This window comes from Streptomyces sp. NPDC005794 (genome assembly GCF_042871445.1).
Taxonomy (GTDB): domain Bacteria; phylum Actinomycetota; class Actinomycetes; order Streptomycetales; family Streptomycetaceae; genus Streptomyces.
In genome coordinates this window covers 203,244-216,835 of sequence record NZ_JBIAIN010000004.1, presented here as the reverse complement: position 1 = coordinate 216,835, position 13,592 = coordinate 203,244, and the positions used below count along the sequence as shown (strand labels likewise).

Here is a 13,592-nt window from a genome sequence, read left to right as displayed (position 1 = left end):
GGAATTCGGTACCCGATGACCGCTCAGCATTTCGTAAAAGACAGGGTTTTGTGGAGAGTTGACGGGGGTGAGAAACGGACATGGCGTACATCCGCCACCGGTTGCATTGCGCCACTCACCGGGGAAGGACCACCACGTACGCGGCCGGTTCGCAGTCCTCGGCCGCCATCATCGCCGTACGCAGCACCACCGACAGCTGTGCCGTCGAGTCGCGCAGCTGCTTCGGCGTCACCCGCACCACCGTGATGCCGAGCCGCTCCAGGTGCTCCCGCTCGGCGGAGTGGGCGACGCGCTCCTCCCGGGGTGAGCGGACAGCCAGTTCGAGTGCGACCGCCTGGTCCGGCCAGTACGCGTCCACCCCTCCCAGGAAGCTGCCGCCCGGCAGGGCCAGTTCCACGTTCCAGAACGGCTGGGGCAGATCGTGGGTGCTCACCATCTCGTACAACAGGGTCTCCGCCATCGCGCGGCCCTCGAGGAACAACGCCTCGACCGCTTCCCGCACATGCAGGTGGCCGAGCAGTCCGGCGGCGTTCAGCTCCCGTACGGCCGGGACGGCTTCGCAGTGCCCGCCGCGCACCGCCTCCGTCAGGATCCGGCGCACCGCCGAGGCGTCCGTGAGCGAGCCCACCGCATCGGCCAGGGCCCGCTCCACCGGGGCCAGCGGCACCCCGAGCCGGTGCTGCGGCCGGGGCAGACCGGCGGCCCGGGTCACCTGGACGAACCGGGTGGAGCGCAGCCGCCTGGTGCGCGGGACCAGCACGTCGATCCGGTGCGGCGCGATCGCCGCAGGAGCGGATGCGAAGCCGTACAGGGCCAGGGCCGCCAGCCCCGTGACCATGGCCTCGCCGTAGTCGGGTCCGGACCGGTCCGGCGCGGTCCGCCGGGCGCCGGCCGGGGGCCGCCCCGCGTACAGCAGGGCGCCGCGCACCCGGTCGTCGTGCGTGGGCGGTCCCGGGTGCAGGAGGTACACACCGGGAAGCAACTGCTGCCAGGGGCCGCCGGGGAGGCACTGGGCGGCGACCTGCGCGGCGGTCACGCCGTGGGCGCGCAACCGCGCGGCGGACTGCACGCGGTGGCTCACCGCGTGGACGGGGCGCGGGGGCAGCGGGGTGTTCTGGTTCATGCCGGGGAGGATCCCGCAGTCCCGCTGTGCGCTAACCCGTGTTACACGCTCGTCGACATTCCAGGACAACACCGTCCAGAAGTGCGACAGTTCGAATGTCGAAAAGGGCGGTAGTGCCTGGGATCGCGCGGCGTGAGCCCCGCACGCGCGTACGGGGCTCACACCGGCATCTCACGCCGCCGCGTCGCGCTCCTGACCCCGCAGCGCGCGTGCCAGATCGTCCCGCGCCTCCAGGACCAACCGCCGGAGCGCCGGTGCCGCGTCCGGGTGCGAGGTCAGCCACGCGTCCGTCGCGGCGAGGGTCGCGGGGTCGTCCTGCAGCCCGGGGAACAGGCCCTTGACCACGTCCATGCCGATCTGGATGGAACGCTCGGCCCACACCCGCTCGATCGCCTCGAAGTACGAGGCCGTGTACGGGGCCAGCAGCTCCCGCTGCGAGTGCTGTCCGAAGCCCGCGATCGTCGCCTCGACGAGCGCGTTGGACAGCTTGTCCGACTCCACGACCACCGCCCATGCCTGCGCCTTGACCGCCGCCGAAGGGCGGGAGGCCAGACATCGCACGTGGTGCCGCTTGCCCGACGCCGTGTCGTCCCGGGCGAGTTCGGCGTCGACGGCCGCCTCGTCGGCCTTGCCGTGCGCGGCCAGCGGGGACAGGAACGCCCACCGCAGCTCCTGGTCGACGTCCAGGCCGTCGATCACGGCCGAGCCGTCGAGCAGTTCACCCAGCAGCTGGAAGTCCGCGTCCGACGCCGCGACAGCGGCGAAGAACCGGGCCCACGTCAGCTGGTGCTGGCTGCCCGGCTCCGCGCGCCGCAACTCCGCCGCCGCGCCCTCGGCCAGTGCCCTGCCGCCCTCCTCGCGCCAGGCCGGAGCCGCGTAGTGCACCAGCGCCGACTGGGCCCAGGCGTGCAGCATCTGGAGGACGCCGATGTCGCTCTCCCGGCCGGCGTGCGCCAGCACCAGGGCGACGAAGTCCCGGGCCGGCAGAGCCGCGTCCCGGGTCATGTTCCACAGCGCGGACCAGCAGAGCGCCCGGGCCAGGGGGTCGGTGATGTCACCGAGGTGCGCCCGCAGGGTGGCCAGGGACCCCTCGTCGAGGCGGACCTTGCAGTAGGTGAGGTCGTCGTCGTTGACCAGGACCAGGTCGGGCTTCTCGGACCCGGTCAGCTCCGCGACCACGCTGCGCTCCCCGGCGACATCGGTCTCGGCGCGGGCGTACCGCACCAGCGCACCTTCCGGGGAGAGCCGGTACAGACCGACCGCGACCCGGTGCGGCCGCAGCTCCGGGTGGGAGGCGGCGGCCTCCTGGGTCACGGCGAGCTCCGCGATCCGGCCCTCACCGTCGTACGTCACGACGGGCGTCAGGACGTTGACCCCCGCCGTCTGCAGCCATGCGCGCGACCAGGCCGTCATGTCGCGCCCGGACGTCTCCGCCAGCACCGACAGCAGGTCGCCCAGCCGCGTGTTGCCGTAGGCGTGCTGCTTGAAGTAGCGGCGCGCGCCTTCCAGGAACGCGTCCCGTCCCACGTACGCCACGAGCTGCTTGAGCACCGAGGCGCCCTTGGCGTACGTGATGCCGTCGAAGTTCAGCTTGGCGTCCTCCAGGTCACGGATGTCGGCCGTGATCGGGTGCGTGGACGGCAGCTGGTCGGCGCGGTAGGCCCATGCCTTGCGGTTGTTGGCGAAGGTGATCCAGCCGTTGGTGAACCGGGTCGCCTCCACCATCGAGAACGTCCCCATGAAGTCGGCGAAGGACTCCTTCAGCCACAGGTCGTCCCACCACTGCATGGTGACCAGGTCGCCGAACCACATGTGCGCCATCTCGTGCAGGATGACGTTGGCGCGGCGCTCGTAGGACGCCGACGTGACCTTGCCGCGGTAGATGTACTCCTCGCGGAAGGTGACGAGGCCCGGGTTCTCCATCGCACCGAGGTTGTACTCGGGCACGAACGCCTGGTCGTACTTCCCGAAGGGGTACGGGTAGTCGAAGTGGTCGTGGAAGAAGTCCAGGCCCTGCTTGGTGATCAGGAAGACGTCGTCCGCGTCGAAGTGGCGCGCGAGCCCCTTGCGGCACATCGCGCCGAGCGGGATCTCCAGCTCCGTACCGTCGTCGAACGTACGGGAGTAGTGGTCGCTCACGTAGTGGTACGGGCCCGCGACGACCGCCGTGATGTACGTCGAGATCGGCAGGGTCTCCGCGAACCGGTGGACCTCGCCCTCCTGCGACTCCTCCGCGCCGTTGCTCCAGACCCGCCAGCCCTCGGGAGCCGTCACCTCGAAGCGGTACGGCGCCTTGAGGTCGGGCTGTTCGAAGTTGGCGAAGACGCGCCGGGCGTCGGCCGGCTCGTACTGCGTGTAGAGGTAGACCTCGCCGTCCTCCGGGTCGACGAAGCGGTGCATGCCCTCGCCGGTCCGGCTGTACGCGCACTGCGCGTCGACCACCAGGACGTTCTCGCCGGCGGTGAGGTCCTCCAGCGCGATCCGGGTGCCGTCGAAGACGGACGCGGGGTCCAGGTCCTTGCCGTTCAGCGTCACCGCGTCCACGGACGGGGCCAGCAGATCGGCGAAGGTCGAGGCCCCGGCGCGGGCGGCGCGGAAGCGGATCGTGGTCTGCGAGCGGAAGGTGCGCGGACCGGCGTCGTCGCCCCCGTCGGGCTCACCGACGGCGGAGCGGAGGTCGAGGGCGACCTCGTAACCGTCGACGGTCAGCAGCTCGGCCCGCTCGCGGGCCTCGTCGCGGGACAGGTTCTCACCGGGCACGGAGCACTCCTTTGTGTCTCGATCGAAGACCTTTGATCCTCCCATGCGGCTATCGGCACCCGTGCGCGGGAATGGCGGGAGGGCCTCAGGGTGTTCCGGCTCACAGGTGCAGACCGACCTCATGAGGAGTGACATGTCCGAGAACAGCACGGCCGCCGGCAAGGTCCCGGCCGATTTCTGGTTCGACCCGCTCTGCCCCTGGGCCTGGATGACCTCCCGCTGGATGCTGGAGGTGGAGAAGGTCCGCGACGTCGAGGTGCGCTGGCACGTGATGAGCCTGGCCGTGCTCAACGAGCCCAGGCTCGACGAGCTGCCCGAGGAGTACCAGGACATGATGCGCACCCAGGCATGGGCACCGGTCCGCGTCGTCGTCGCCGCCCAGCAGAAGCACGGCGACGACATCGTCGGTCCCCTTTACACCGCCATGGGCACCCGCATCCACAACAACGGCGAGGGCCCCACCCGCGAGGCGATCGCGGGCGCCCTGGCGGACGTCGGCCTGCCGGCCGAGCTCCTGGAGTACGCCGACTCCGACGCGTACGACAAGGAGCTGCGCGCCTCCCACCAGGAGGGCATCGACAAGGTCGGCCAGGACGTCGGCACCCCGGTCATCGCCGTGCCCGGCGCCGACGGCGAGCAGATCGCGTTCTTCGGCCCGGTCGTCACCCCCGCCCCGAAGGGCGAGGAGGCCGCGAAGCTCTGGGACGGCACGCTGCTGGTGGCGTCGATCCCCGGCTTCTACGAGATCAAGCGGACCCGCACGCAGGGCCCCGTCTTCGACTGACCCGGCCGTCCGGCACGGGCTCCCTGGGATCAGGCCCCTGGTGACTCACCAGGGGCCTCATCGCGGGTGAGGGTCAGGCGTCGCCGTTGAGCATGGCGGCGGTCAGGACCTCGCCGGCGACACCCCAGCCGCCGTCGACGACTTCGTCGACGAGCACGACAGTCGTGGGACGTGCCCGCTCACCGAAGATCTCCACGTACAGGTCGGTGGTGCGCTCGACGATCTTCTTCTTGTCCTCGGCGGTGATGGTGTGCGCGGGTACCTTGAAGTGGGCGAAAGGCATGGGCGTCTCTCTCCTGGAGTGGGTCGTCTCCCCGGGCGGAAGCCCGAGGGCCATGGTCATGGGGCTGTTCATCCGCTGAGGCCGGCGTCGTCCGGCCGTGTCGTCACACCAGGCCCCCGTTGGCCCGCAGGATCTGGCCGTTCACCCAGCGCCCCGCCGGGCCGGTGAGGAAGGCGACCACCCCGGCGATGTCCTCCGGGGTGCCCAGTCTCTCCAGCGGCGGTGTCCTGGCGAGCTGGTCGATCTGCTCGGGCGTCTTGCCTTCGAGGAACAGGTCCGTGGCGGTGGGACCGGGAGCCACGGTGTTCACGGTGATGTCCCGTCCGCGCAGCTCGCGGGCGAGGATCAGTGTGATCGACTCGACGGCTCCCTTGCTGGCCGCGTAGGCGCCGTACGCAGGGAACTGAGTGCCGACCACGGAGGTCGAGAACCCTACGAACGAGCCGCCCGCACGCAGTCGCCTGGCGGCCTGCTGGGCGACGACGAAGGTGCCGCGGATGTTGGTGCGGTGCACGGCGTCGAGCACGGCCAGGTCGAGGTCGGCGATGGGTGACAGGGCGAGCCGGCCGGCGCAGTTGACGACGACGTCCACGCCGCCGAACTCCTGCTCCGCCCGGTCGAACAGCGCGGCGACCGCGTGCTCGTCCGCCACATCGGCCTGTACGTGGATCGCCCGCCCGCCGGCGGCGGTGATCGCCGACACGGTCTCCTCGGCGGCAGCCGCGTCGCGGGCGTAGTTCACCACGACGGCCAGGCCGTCCCGGGCGAGCTGGTGGGAGACCGCCCGGCCGATGCCGCGTGATCCGCCGGTGACGATGGCGACCCGTACGGTCGCCGGTGTGGGAGCGGGGTGGTTCGTGGTCATGCCCTCCACGATGCGCCGCACCGGCCGGCGGAGCCAGGGGACGCCATCCCCTGGGCCGGTGGCCCGCCCCGGCGCACAATGAAGGCATGGGTTCTGTGAAGTACACCGAGCTGGGAGCTTTCCTGCGTTCGCGGCGTGACCGCATCCGTCCGGCCGACGTGGGTCTTCCATCCGGGCCCCGGCGCCGGGTGTCCGGGCTGCGCCGGGACGAGGTCGCCCAGCTTGCCGGGGCATCGGTGGACTACTACAACGAACTCGAACGCGGGGCCGGCTCCCAGCCGTCCGAGCAGATGATCGCCGCGTTGTCGAGGGCACTGCGCCTGACCGCTGACGAGCGCGACTACCTCTACCGCCTGGCGGACCGCCCGGTGCCCGTGCACAGCGCGCCCGCCGCGCACGTCCATCCCGGCATGCTCGATCTGCTCACCCGTCTGACCTCGACACCCGCACAGGTCATCACCGACCTGCACGTCACCCTCGTGCAGAACCCGCTCGCCGTGGCCCTGCTCGGGGACCACTCCGGCCTCCGGGGCCCCCGGGCCAGCTTCGTCCACCGGTGGTTCACCGACCCTGACTCCCGGCGGCTGTATCCCGAAGCCGACCATGAGGGCCAGTCCCGGGCCTTCGTCGCCGACCTGCGGGCCGCTGTCGCCAGACGGAGTGCCAAGGACACCGAAGCCCGCTCGATGATCGACTCGCTGCTCGGCACCTCCTCCGAGTTCGCCGCTCTGTGGGCCGACCACGACGTGGCGTTCCGGCGCGACGACCGCAAGCGTCTCCAGCACCCCGCACTCGGCCTGATCGAGGTCAACTGCCTCAACCTGTTCAGCGAGGACGGACGGCAGCGGCTGCTCTGGTTCACTCCCGCGGTCGGCGCCGACAGTGCCTCTCTTCTTGACCTGCTCGCCGTCATCGGGACCCAGGAGATGGCCGGACCGGCACGCTGAAGCCGCCGGCGCAGGCAGGGGAGAGCCCCCGCGAGTCATGTCCTCGCGGGGGCTCTCCGTCCATCCGCCTGCCCGGTGAAGGTTGAGAAGACGATCACGAGGCAGGACGCTCGGGCCCCTCCGTCAGGGGGCGAGCAGCAGCACGTCCGCGCGCTCCTTGGCGGCGGCGTAGCGCTTCGCCACGTCCTGCCAGTTGACGACGCGCCACATGGCCTCGATGAAGTCCACCTTCTGGTTCTTGTACTGCAGGTAGAAGGCGTGCTCCCAGGCGTCGAAGACCAGGACCGGGACCGAGCCCTGCCCGACGTTGCCCTGGTGGTCGTAGACCTGCTCGACGATCAGCTTCCCGCTGACCGGCTCGTACGCGAGGACGCCCCAGCCGGAGCCCTGCGTGGTGGCCGCGGCCTTCGTCAGCTGGGACTTGAAGCCGGCGTACGAACCGAAGGACTCGGTGATGGCGTCGGCCAGGTCGCCCACACCGTCCGCCGCGAGGGGCTCGCCGCCGCCGTCACCGGTCATGTTGTGCCAGTAGATCGAGTGCAGGATGTGGCCGGAGAGATGGAACGCGAGGTTCTTCTGGAGGCCGTTGATCGCACCCCAGGCCTCCTTGTCGCGGGCCTCTTCCAGCTGCTCCAGGGTGTCGTTCGCACCCTTGACGTATGCGGCGTGGTGCTTGTCGTGGTGGAGCTCGACGATCTGCGGGTTGATGACCGGTTCGAGCGCCGCGTAGTCGTACGGGAGTTCCGGAAGCGTGTACGTGGCCATGGGTTCGAACCCTCCAACTGCTACCTGGTGGTTATTGCAACTCAGTCGCAAGTGCAGGCTAGCAGGAGGAAGGGCCGAAGGTGATCAGTCGTTCGTCCTAGGACCGGAGGGCGTCGCGCGCGATCGCCGCCAGGTCGGGGAAGTCCGTCACGACGGCGTCCACGCCCCGGCCGAAGTGGAAGGCGTATTCGGCGAACGCGTCACCGAAGTCGTTCGGCGCGGTGCCTTTCCGGTACTCGGCCGGGAGGTACTGGTTCTCGGCGCGGAAGGTGTACGCCCCGACCTTCAGGCCGGCCGCGTGCGCGTCCTCCAGCAGGGTGAGCGGCGGCACCAGTGAGGACTTGTCCGGGCCGATCCACCCGGCGTACGAGGCGATCTCGCGGAGCCCCGCCGGCGTCATCATCTCCTTGTACGTCAACGGGTGGCCGTACGGTCCGCCGCTCGTCCCCAGTGCCTGCCACAGCGGGAGCCCCAGGCGCGCGGCGGCCACCTCACGGAGGCTCGACGGGTCGAAGGACTGGACGACGCAGTCGCGGGCGGTCAGCCGGTTGCGGCGGACCAGCCTGATGAGCTCCGGCTCCAGGGGGAGCCCGATCGAGCGGAAGTACACCGGGTGCTTCGTCTCCGGGAAGACCGCGATGCGGCGGCCGTGCTCCTTCGACAGGGCGCGGGCCAGGTCGACGACCTCCTGGAAGGTCATGATCTGCTCACGGCCGTCGAAGACCGTGTTGCGGTTGCGGACCAGGGGGAGCCGCTCCACCGCGCGCAGGGTCTTCAGCTCGGCGAGGGTGAAGTCCTCGGTGAACCAGCCGGTGACGGCGCGCCCGTCCACCGTCTTCGTCGTGCGGCGGCCGGCGAACTCCTCGTGCCGGGCCACGTCGGTGGTGCCCGAGATCTCGTTCTCGTGGCGCACCACCAGGACGTGGTCCTTCGTCGGGACCAGGTCGGGCTCGATCCAGTCGGCCCCGGCGCGCACCCCGAACGTGTAGGCGCCGGCGGTGTGTTCGGGCCGCCAGCCGGCGGCGCCCCGGTGGCCGATGACGAGCGGGCCTCCACCGGCCCCGTGCGGTTCGGAGGCGGCGGCGGGCGCCGTCGCGGCGGCGGAGACGGCCGCTGCCGCCAGGAGGATCGAGCGGCGTCGCGGATGAGGGAATGACATGCGGGCTCCTCGGTAGGCGCGGAGCAACCACCAAAGCACAGCGAGTGACACGCCGGGGCGGACAGCGGCTTGCCGCCTCATGTACGGCCATGGGAACGGGTCTTGGGTACGGTTCCTGGCAGGCGACGCGGGAGGCGGGACATGAAGCTACGACCGGGGCGGCCCGAAGAGGCCGCGGCACTGACGGAGATGGCCCTGCGGTCCAAAGCCCACTGGGGTTACGACGAGGCGTTCCTGGCGGCATGCCGCGACGAACTGACCGTGCGCCCGGACGAGATGGGCGACGGGCGCGCGGCGGTCGCGGAGCAGGACGGCCGTGTCCTGGGCTTCACCGCCCTGTCCGGGGAGCCACCCGAGGGCGCGCTCGCCATGATGTTCGTCGAGCCCGAGGTCATCGGCCGTGGCGTGGGCCGGCTCCTGTTCGGGCACACCATGACGCAGGCCCGGCGGCTCGGCTTCGAGGCGCTCACCATCGACGCCGACCCGAACGCCGAGCCGTTCTACACGGCGATGGGAGCCGCCCGGATCGGGGCCACTCCTTCGGGCTCGATCCCGGGGCGCGAACTGCCCCTGCTCAGGATCGCGCTCGGCCGGGCGGTGTGAGCGTCACCCCCTCGCGGGGGAGGGTCGCGCGGTCGCGCCGCAGTCCCGGTGCGAGGGCCGATGTCACCGCGACCGAGGCCACGGCCAGCACCGCGATCGCCGTCGCGGCGGAGCTCCGCTGGGCGAGGGTGCCCGCGAGTGCCGCCGCCACGCCCTGCATGGCGAGCATCCCGGAGGAGTGCAGGCCGAAGGCCTGGCCGGTCATCGCGACCGGGGTCAGGGCCATCAGGCGCTCCTGGAGCAGCAGGCTCGCCGAGAAGCCGGTCGAGGCCAGGGCCACGAGGACTAGGGCCAGGGGCAGCTCCGGCCGCAGCGCGAACAGGAGGTACGGCACGGCGAGCAGCAGGAGCAGCGGCACTCCCAGCCGTCCCCGCCACCGGGGCGGTACGAAGCGGCCCGTCACTGTGTCCCCGGCCAGCATCCCGAGCGCCGCGCAGGCGAAGAGCAGCCCCGCCCGGTCCGGCCGGTAGGGGACGAACAGCGATTCGCAGCCGACGACCAGCCCGTTGGGCAGCCAGAGCGCGAGGTACACGCGCCGCCGGGGCGCCGAGGACCACAGCAGCGCGTTGGTCCGCCAGGTCTCGCCCACCGACGGCCGACCGGCCGCCCGGGGCGGCCGGTGTGCCAGGCAGAACCGGGCGGAAGCGGCGCCGGCCACGTAGAGGGCCGCCGCGACGAGCAGGGTGCCGCGCGGGGACAGCACGGCGATCAGCACGCCACCGGCCGCGTAGCCGCAGACCTGCATGGTGCCGGAGCACATGTTGAGCACCGAACGCCCCAGCAGATAGCCGTCCTTGGGCAGCACCTCGTTGAGCAGCCCGTACCGCACCCCGCCGATCACCGCCGCGACCACCCCCTCGCCCAGGACGACGGCGAACATCAGCGGCAACGGCAGTCCGGGTACGGCCAGGACGGCGGTTCCGATGCCGAAGGCGAGGGCCGCGCCGCTCAGCGCTCCACGTGGTGGGAGCCGGTCGGCCGCCGACATCAGCAGCGTCGCGCCGATCAACTGGGCGAGGGAGGCACCGAACATGGAGAGGGCGGAGAGCAGCGGTGACCCGGTCGTGGTGAACACGAGGACACCCAGGGCCAGTCCGCTCGTCGTCGAGGCGGCACCCTGCAGGGCACTCGTCGCGAAGAGGGGGCCGAACTGCGGCACACGGAAGACGTCCCGGTAGGTGAGCATGCCGGGGAGTCTCGGCGAGCCGTCGGTACGGCCGTTACTCTTTCGCGCGGAGGCGAAACCATGGGCTGGTGGCAGGTCAACGCGGACACCCTGGCCGCCGGGCGCTTCGTCGTGTCGGAGCTGTCCGAGACCACGGCGACACTCCAGGCACTGGAGCGAGGGACGCCCTCGAACCCGGCGGAACGCGCGTGGCTGGATGCCCACCGGCCGGCCTACCTGGAGCGTCTCGCCGACGACCCGGTCACCGCACAGCTCGTACGGACCGGCCTCGGCGGCCACTGGAACGCGGACTTCCTCACTCCCACGCCCACCGGCGGGACCACGTTCGCCCAGGACCTGTCCCGGATGCGCGAAACATCCCCCGACGAGGCGCGCGCCGACCTGGAGGTGTCCAGGGGCGGCCCGCTGCCGACCGCACTGCACCGCCCCGATCTGCCGCAGAAGGCGGCTGACCTGCTGGAATGGGTATGGGAGCGCATCGTGCTCCCGGACTGGCCGCGCCGCCGCCGGATCATCGAGGCGGACGTCGTGGCCCGCGCCGGACAACTGAGCCAGGGCGGCTGGGCCGCGGCGCTGGACGCGATGAACCCCGGGATGCGCTGGCTGGGCGGCAGCCGTCTCCAGGTCAACCCGCGGGACTACCCGCCGCGTGAACTCGTCGGCGTACGGCTGGTGTTCGTCCCCGTCACACCACGCCAGGGCTGGGTGTCCTGGGACGCGGCGGCGCAACGGTACGCCGTCGTGTACGCCTGCTCCGGCACCCTGTCGGACGCCGACCGGCCCGTGGTCCCCGACGGTCTCGGCCGGCTGCTGGGGCCCGCGCGGGCCGGTGTCCTCGTGCTGCTCGACCACCCCAGGAGCACCACCGATCTGGTGGCGCTCACCGGCCAGGGCCTGGGCTCGGTGGGCCGGCACCTGAAGGTCCTGTTCGACGCCGGCCTGGCCGGGCGCCGGCGGTCGGGCCGCTCGGTCCTCTACTTCCGTACGGAGGTGGGCGAGGTCCTCCTGCGGGCTCAGTCCGGCTGAGGAGCGGCGGCCTCCAGGTCGTCGACGCTGCCGGACATGATGGTGCGGACGTGCGCGGTGATGTGCTCGGCCGGCCAGTCCCACCAGGCCACGGCGAGGAGCCGGACGATGTCCGCCTCGTCGTAGCGGGTGCGGAGCAGCTTCGCCGGATTGCCGCCGACGATGCCGTAGTCCGGTACGTCGGACGTGACGACGGAACCGGCGGCGATGATCGCGCCGTTCCCGATCCGGACGCCCGGCATCACCGTCACCCGGTAGCCGAACCACACGTCGTGGCCGACCACCGTGTCGCCCCGGCCGGGCAGCCCGGTCAGCAGGTCGAAGTGGTCGGCCCAGGAACCGCCCATGGTGGGGAACGGAAACGTGGACGGGCCGTCCATGCGGTGGTTGGCGCCGTTCATGATGAACCGGACCCCGGTGCCCAGCGCGCAGAAGCGGCCGATGACGAGCTTCTCGGGACCGTAGTGGTACAGCACGTTGCGGGTCTCGAACGCCGTCGCGTCATCGGGATCGTCGTAGTACGAGTACGCGCCGACCTCGATGAGCGGGGACGTGACCAGCGGCTGGAGCTGCACGACACGCGGCTGCCCGGGCATGGGGTGCAGCACGGCCGGATCCGGGGGGAGGGGGTTCATGGGAGCACCCTCGCAGAACGGCCGTGCCGCACGCACTCAGTTTTGGGCCGGGGCGCTGCCGCGCGCCGTCCGCTTCTGCCGCACGAGACCGGTCACGATCAGCACCGCGGTCAGTGCCCCGGTCGCCAGCAGCTGGTCGCGGGTGTCGGGCTGGCGCAGCATCAGGACGAAGACGCCGGCCATGGCGGCCAGCGCCACGATCGTCAGGCCGGGGAAGAGCCACATCCGGACGACGAGCCGGTCCGGGGCCTCGCGCTCCGTCCGGCGGCGCAGGATCAGCTGGGAGACCGCGATGAAGATCCAGACGACGAGGATCACCGCGCCGATCATGTTGAGGAGCCAGGGGAAGACGTCCTCGGGGCGCCAGTAGCTGAGCAGCACGCACAGGAAGCCGAAGACCGAGGAGGCGAGCACGGCGTTGCGCGGGACGCCCGAGGAGATCGTGCCGAGCAGCTTGGGGCCCTGGCCGCGGGCGACGAGCGAGCAGGCCATGCGCGAGGAGCCGTAGATGTTGGCGTTCATCGCGGAGAGCAGAGCGACCAGGATGACCACGTTCATGATCTCCGCGGCGCCGCTGATGCCGAGGTGGTCGAGCATCGCGTAGAACGGGCCGACCTCGGCGACCGTGGGGTCGTCCCACGGTACGAGGGTCACGATGACCGCCATCGAACCGATGTAGAAGACGGCGATGCGCCACATCGCCGTACGCACCGCCTTGGCGACGCCCTGCACCGGGTTCTCGGACTCGGCCGCCGCGATGGTGACGGTCTCCAGACCGCCGTACGCGAAGACGGAGGCGAGCAGACCGATGATGAGGCCTTCGGAACCGTGGGGCATGAAGCCGCCGTCCCCGGTGAGGTTCGTGGTGCCGGGGGAGTCCGTGCCGGGCAGCACGCCCAGGATCGCGAGGATGCCCAGCACCAGGAAGAGCGTGATCGCGATGACCTTGAGCGCGGCGAACCAGAACTCGAACTCGCCGAAGTTCTTCACGGCGGCCAGATTCGTACCGAGGAAGATCACCATGAACAGGGCGACCCAGGCCCACTCCGGCGTACCGGGCAGCCAGCCCGTCACGATCTGGGCGGCTCCGATGCCCTCCAGTCCCACGGCGACACAGAGCAGCACCCAGAACGACCACCCGGCGGTGAAGCCCGCCCACGGCCCGATCGCCCGTTCCGCGTGGACGGAGAAGGAGCCGGACGCGGGATTGGCCGCCGACATCTCCCCCAGCATCCGCATCACGAACATGACCAGCAGTCCGGAGACGCCGTACGCGACGACGATCGAGGGACCGGCCGCGGCGATGCCCGCACCGGAGCCGACGAACAGCCCGGCCCCGATCACACCGCCCAGGGCGATCATCGACAGATGGCGCTGCTTGAGGCCATGGGTGAGCGCGGAGTCGGCAGCGGGGGCGGCGTCCGTGGGGGGCGGCGCGGAGGTCCGGGACATGGAC

At 71.2% G+C, this 13,592-nt stretch carries 13 protein-coding genes; 4 read left to right on the top strand and 9 right to left on the bottom strand.

All coding sequences use genetic code 11. From position 1 onward, the window contains the following. Nucleotides 1-115 precede the first annotated feature (115 nt). Together ACFYQ5_RS08095 and pepN are read right to left on the bottom strand one after the other, a co-directional pair. Nucleotides 116-1,123 carry a hypothetical protein gene (locus tag ACFYQ5_RS08095; RefSeq protein ID WP_389194731.1) on the bottom strand — a complete coding sequence of 336 codons (1,008 nt, stop codon included), beginning with the start codon at nt 1,121-1,123 and terminating at the stop codon, nt 116-118. A 171-nt stretch (nt 1,124-1,294) separates the two neighbouring features. Further along, the gene (pepN, locus tag ACFYQ5_RS08090; RefSeq protein ID WP_389194728.1) at nt 1,295-3,883 is read right to left on the bottom strand and encodes an aminopeptidase N; all 2,589 of its coding nucleotides are present in this window, start codon (nt 3,881-3,883) and stop codon (nt 1,295-1,297) included. 133 nt (nt 3,884-4,016) lie between these two features. Here pepN and ACFYQ5_RS08085 point away from each other — a divergent pair, with 133 nt between their 5' ends. Beyond that, on the top strand, nt 4,017-4,667 hold the full coding sequence (locus tag ACFYQ5_RS08085; protein ID WP_389194725.1) for a DsbA family protein: 651 nt from the start codon (nt 4,017-4,019) through the stop codon (nt 4,665-4,667). Between the two features lie 73 nt (nt 4,668-4,740). Here the strand turns inward: ACFYQ5_RS08085 and ACFYQ5_RS08080 are convergent, their stop codons facing one another. Then, nucleotides 4,741-4,950 (bottom strand): tautomerase family protein, encoded by a 210-nt coding sequence (locus tag ACFYQ5_RS08080; RefSeq protein ID WP_389194722.1) that lies wholly within the window; start codon nt 4,948-4,950, stop codon nt 4,741-4,743. Nucleotides 4,951-5,053: 103 nt separating this feature from the next. Beyond that, nucleotides 5,054-5,815 carry an SDR family oxidoreductase gene (locus ACFYQ5_RS08075; protein WP_389194719.1) on the bottom strand — a complete coding sequence of 254 codons (762 nt, stop codon included), beginning with the start codon at nt 5,813-5,815 and terminating at the stop codon, nt 5,054-5,056. 86 nt (nt 5,816-5,901) lie between these two features. Between ACFYQ5_RS08075 and ACFYQ5_RS08070 the strand changes: the two genes are divergently transcribed. Then, complete coding sequence (locus tag ACFYQ5_RS08070) at nt 5,902-6,762, top strand: helix-turn-helix transcriptional regulator (protein WP_389194717.1); 861 nt, start codon at nt 5,902-5,904, stop codon at nt 6,760-6,762. Between the two features lie 123 nt (nt 6,763-6,885). Here ACFYQ5_RS08070 and ACFYQ5_RS08065 read toward each other — a convergent pair whose 3' ends face one another. Together ACFYQ5_RS08065 and ACFYQ5_RS08060 are read right to left on the bottom strand one after the other, a co-directional pair. Further along, nucleotides 6,886-7,527 carry a superoxide dismutase gene (locus ACFYQ5_RS08065; protein ID WP_389194714.1) on the bottom strand — a complete coding sequence of 214 codons (642 nt, stop codon included), beginning with the start codon at nt 7,525-7,527 and terminating at the stop codon, nt 6,886-6,888. 97 nt (nt 7,528-7,624) lie between these two features. Beyond that, nucleotides 7,625-8,686 carry a glycerophosphodiester phosphodiesterase family protein gene (locus ACFYQ5_RS08060; RefSeq protein WP_389194712.1) on the bottom strand — a complete coding sequence of 354 codons (1,062 nt, stop codon included), beginning with the start codon at nt 8,684-8,686 and terminating at the stop codon, nt 7,625-7,627. 141 nt (nt 8,687-8,827) lie between these two features. Here ACFYQ5_RS08060 and ACFYQ5_RS08055 point away from each other — a divergent pair, with 141 nt between their 5' ends. Beyond that, nucleotides 8,828-9,289, top strand: a complete 462-nt coding sequence (locus ACFYQ5_RS08055) for a GNAT family N-acetyltransferase (protein WP_389194709.1) — start codon at nt 8,828-8,830, stop codon at nt 9,287-9,289. On the opposite strand, the gene ACFYQ5_RS08050 is transcribed toward ACFYQ5_RS08055, so the two are convergent. Beyond that, entirely contained in the window at nt 9,261-10,475 is a 1,215-nt protein-coding gene (locus ACFYQ5_RS08050) for an MFS transporter (RefSeq protein WP_389194707.1), read from the bottom strand. The genes ACFYQ5_RS08055 and ACFYQ5_RS08050 overlap by 29 nt on opposite strands. A gap of 60 nt (nt 10,476-10,535) precedes the next feature. On the opposite strand from ACFYQ5_RS08050, the gene ACFYQ5_RS08045 reads away from it, so the two are divergent. Then, on the top strand, nt 10,536-11,501 hold the full coding sequence (locus ACFYQ5_RS08045; protein ID WP_389194704.1) for an ArsR/SmtB family transcription factor: 966 nt from the start codon (nt 10,536-10,538) through the stop codon (nt 11,499-11,501). On the opposite strand, the gene ACFYQ5_RS08040 is transcribed toward ACFYQ5_RS08045, so the two are convergent. Continuing rightward, complete coding sequence (locus ACFYQ5_RS08040; RefSeq protein WP_389194702.1) at nt 11,489-12,136, bottom strand: CatB-related O-acetyltransferase; 648 nt, start codon at nt 12,134-12,136, stop codon at nt 11,489-11,491. The two genes, ACFYQ5_RS08045 and ACFYQ5_RS08040, sit on opposite strands and share 13 nt — an antisense overlap. A 36-nt stretch (nt 12,137-12,172) precedes the next feature. Next, complete coding sequence (locus ACFYQ5_RS08035; RefSeq protein ID WP_389194700.1) at nt 12,173-13,588, bottom strand: amino acid permease; 1,416 nt, start codon at nt 13,586-13,588, stop codon at nt 12,173-12,175. Nucleotides 13,589-13,592: the final 4 nt, after the last annotated feature.

Excerpts from the sequence above, each read along its gene's own strand:
- ACFYQ5_RS08080 (WP_389194722.1), bottom strand. The coding sequence starts at position 4,950 with ATGCCTTTCGCCCACTTCAAGGTACCCGCGCACACCATCACCGCCGAG.
- ACFYQ5_RS08070 (WP_389194717.1), top strand. The coding sequence starts at position 5,902 with ATGGGTTCTGTGAAGTACACCGAGCTGGGAGCTTTCCTGCGTTCGCGG.
- ACFYQ5_RS08045 (WP_389194704.1), top strand. The coding sequence starts at position 10,536 with ATGGGCTGGTGGCAGGTCAACGCGGACACCCTGGCCGCCGGGCGCTTC.
- ACFYQ5_RS08055 (WP_389194709.1), top strand. The coding sequence starts at position 8,828 with ATGAAGCTACGACCGGGGCGGCCCGAAGAGGCCGCGGCACTGACGGAG.
- ACFYQ5_RS08060 (WP_389194712.1), bottom strand. The coding sequence starts at position 8,686 with ATGTCATTCCCTCATCCGCGACGCCGCTCGATCCTCCTGGCGGCAGCG.
- ACFYQ5_RS08085 (WP_389194725.1), top strand. The coding sequence starts at position 4,017 with ATGTCCGAGAACAGCACGGCCGCCGGCAAGGTCCCGGCCGATTTCTGG.
- ACFYQ5_RS08065 (WP_389194714.1), bottom strand. The coding sequence starts at position 7,527 with ATGGCCACGTACACGCTTCCGGAACTCCCGTACGACTACGCGGCGCTC.
- ACFYQ5_RS08050 (WP_389194707.1), bottom strand. The coding sequence starts at position 10,475 with ATGCTCACCTACCGGGACGTCTTCCGTGTGCCGCAGTTCGGCCCCCTC.
- ACFYQ5_RS08035 (WP_389194700.1), bottom strand. The coding sequence starts at position 13,588 with ATGTCCCGGACCTCCGCGCCGCCCCCCACGGACGCCGCCCCCGCTGCC.
- ACFYQ5_RS08075 (WP_389194719.1), bottom strand. The coding sequence starts at position 5,815 with ATGACCACGAACCACCCCGCTCCCACACCGGCGACCGTACGGGTCGCC.
- ACFYQ5_RS08095 (WP_389194731.1), bottom strand. The coding sequence starts at position 1,123 with ATGAACCAGAACACCCCGCTGCCCCCGCGCCCCGTCCACGCGGTGAGC.
- ACFYQ5_RS08040 (WP_389194702.1), bottom strand. The coding sequence starts at position 12,136 with ATGAACCCCCTCCCCCCGGATCCGGCCGTGCTGCACCCCATGCCCGGG.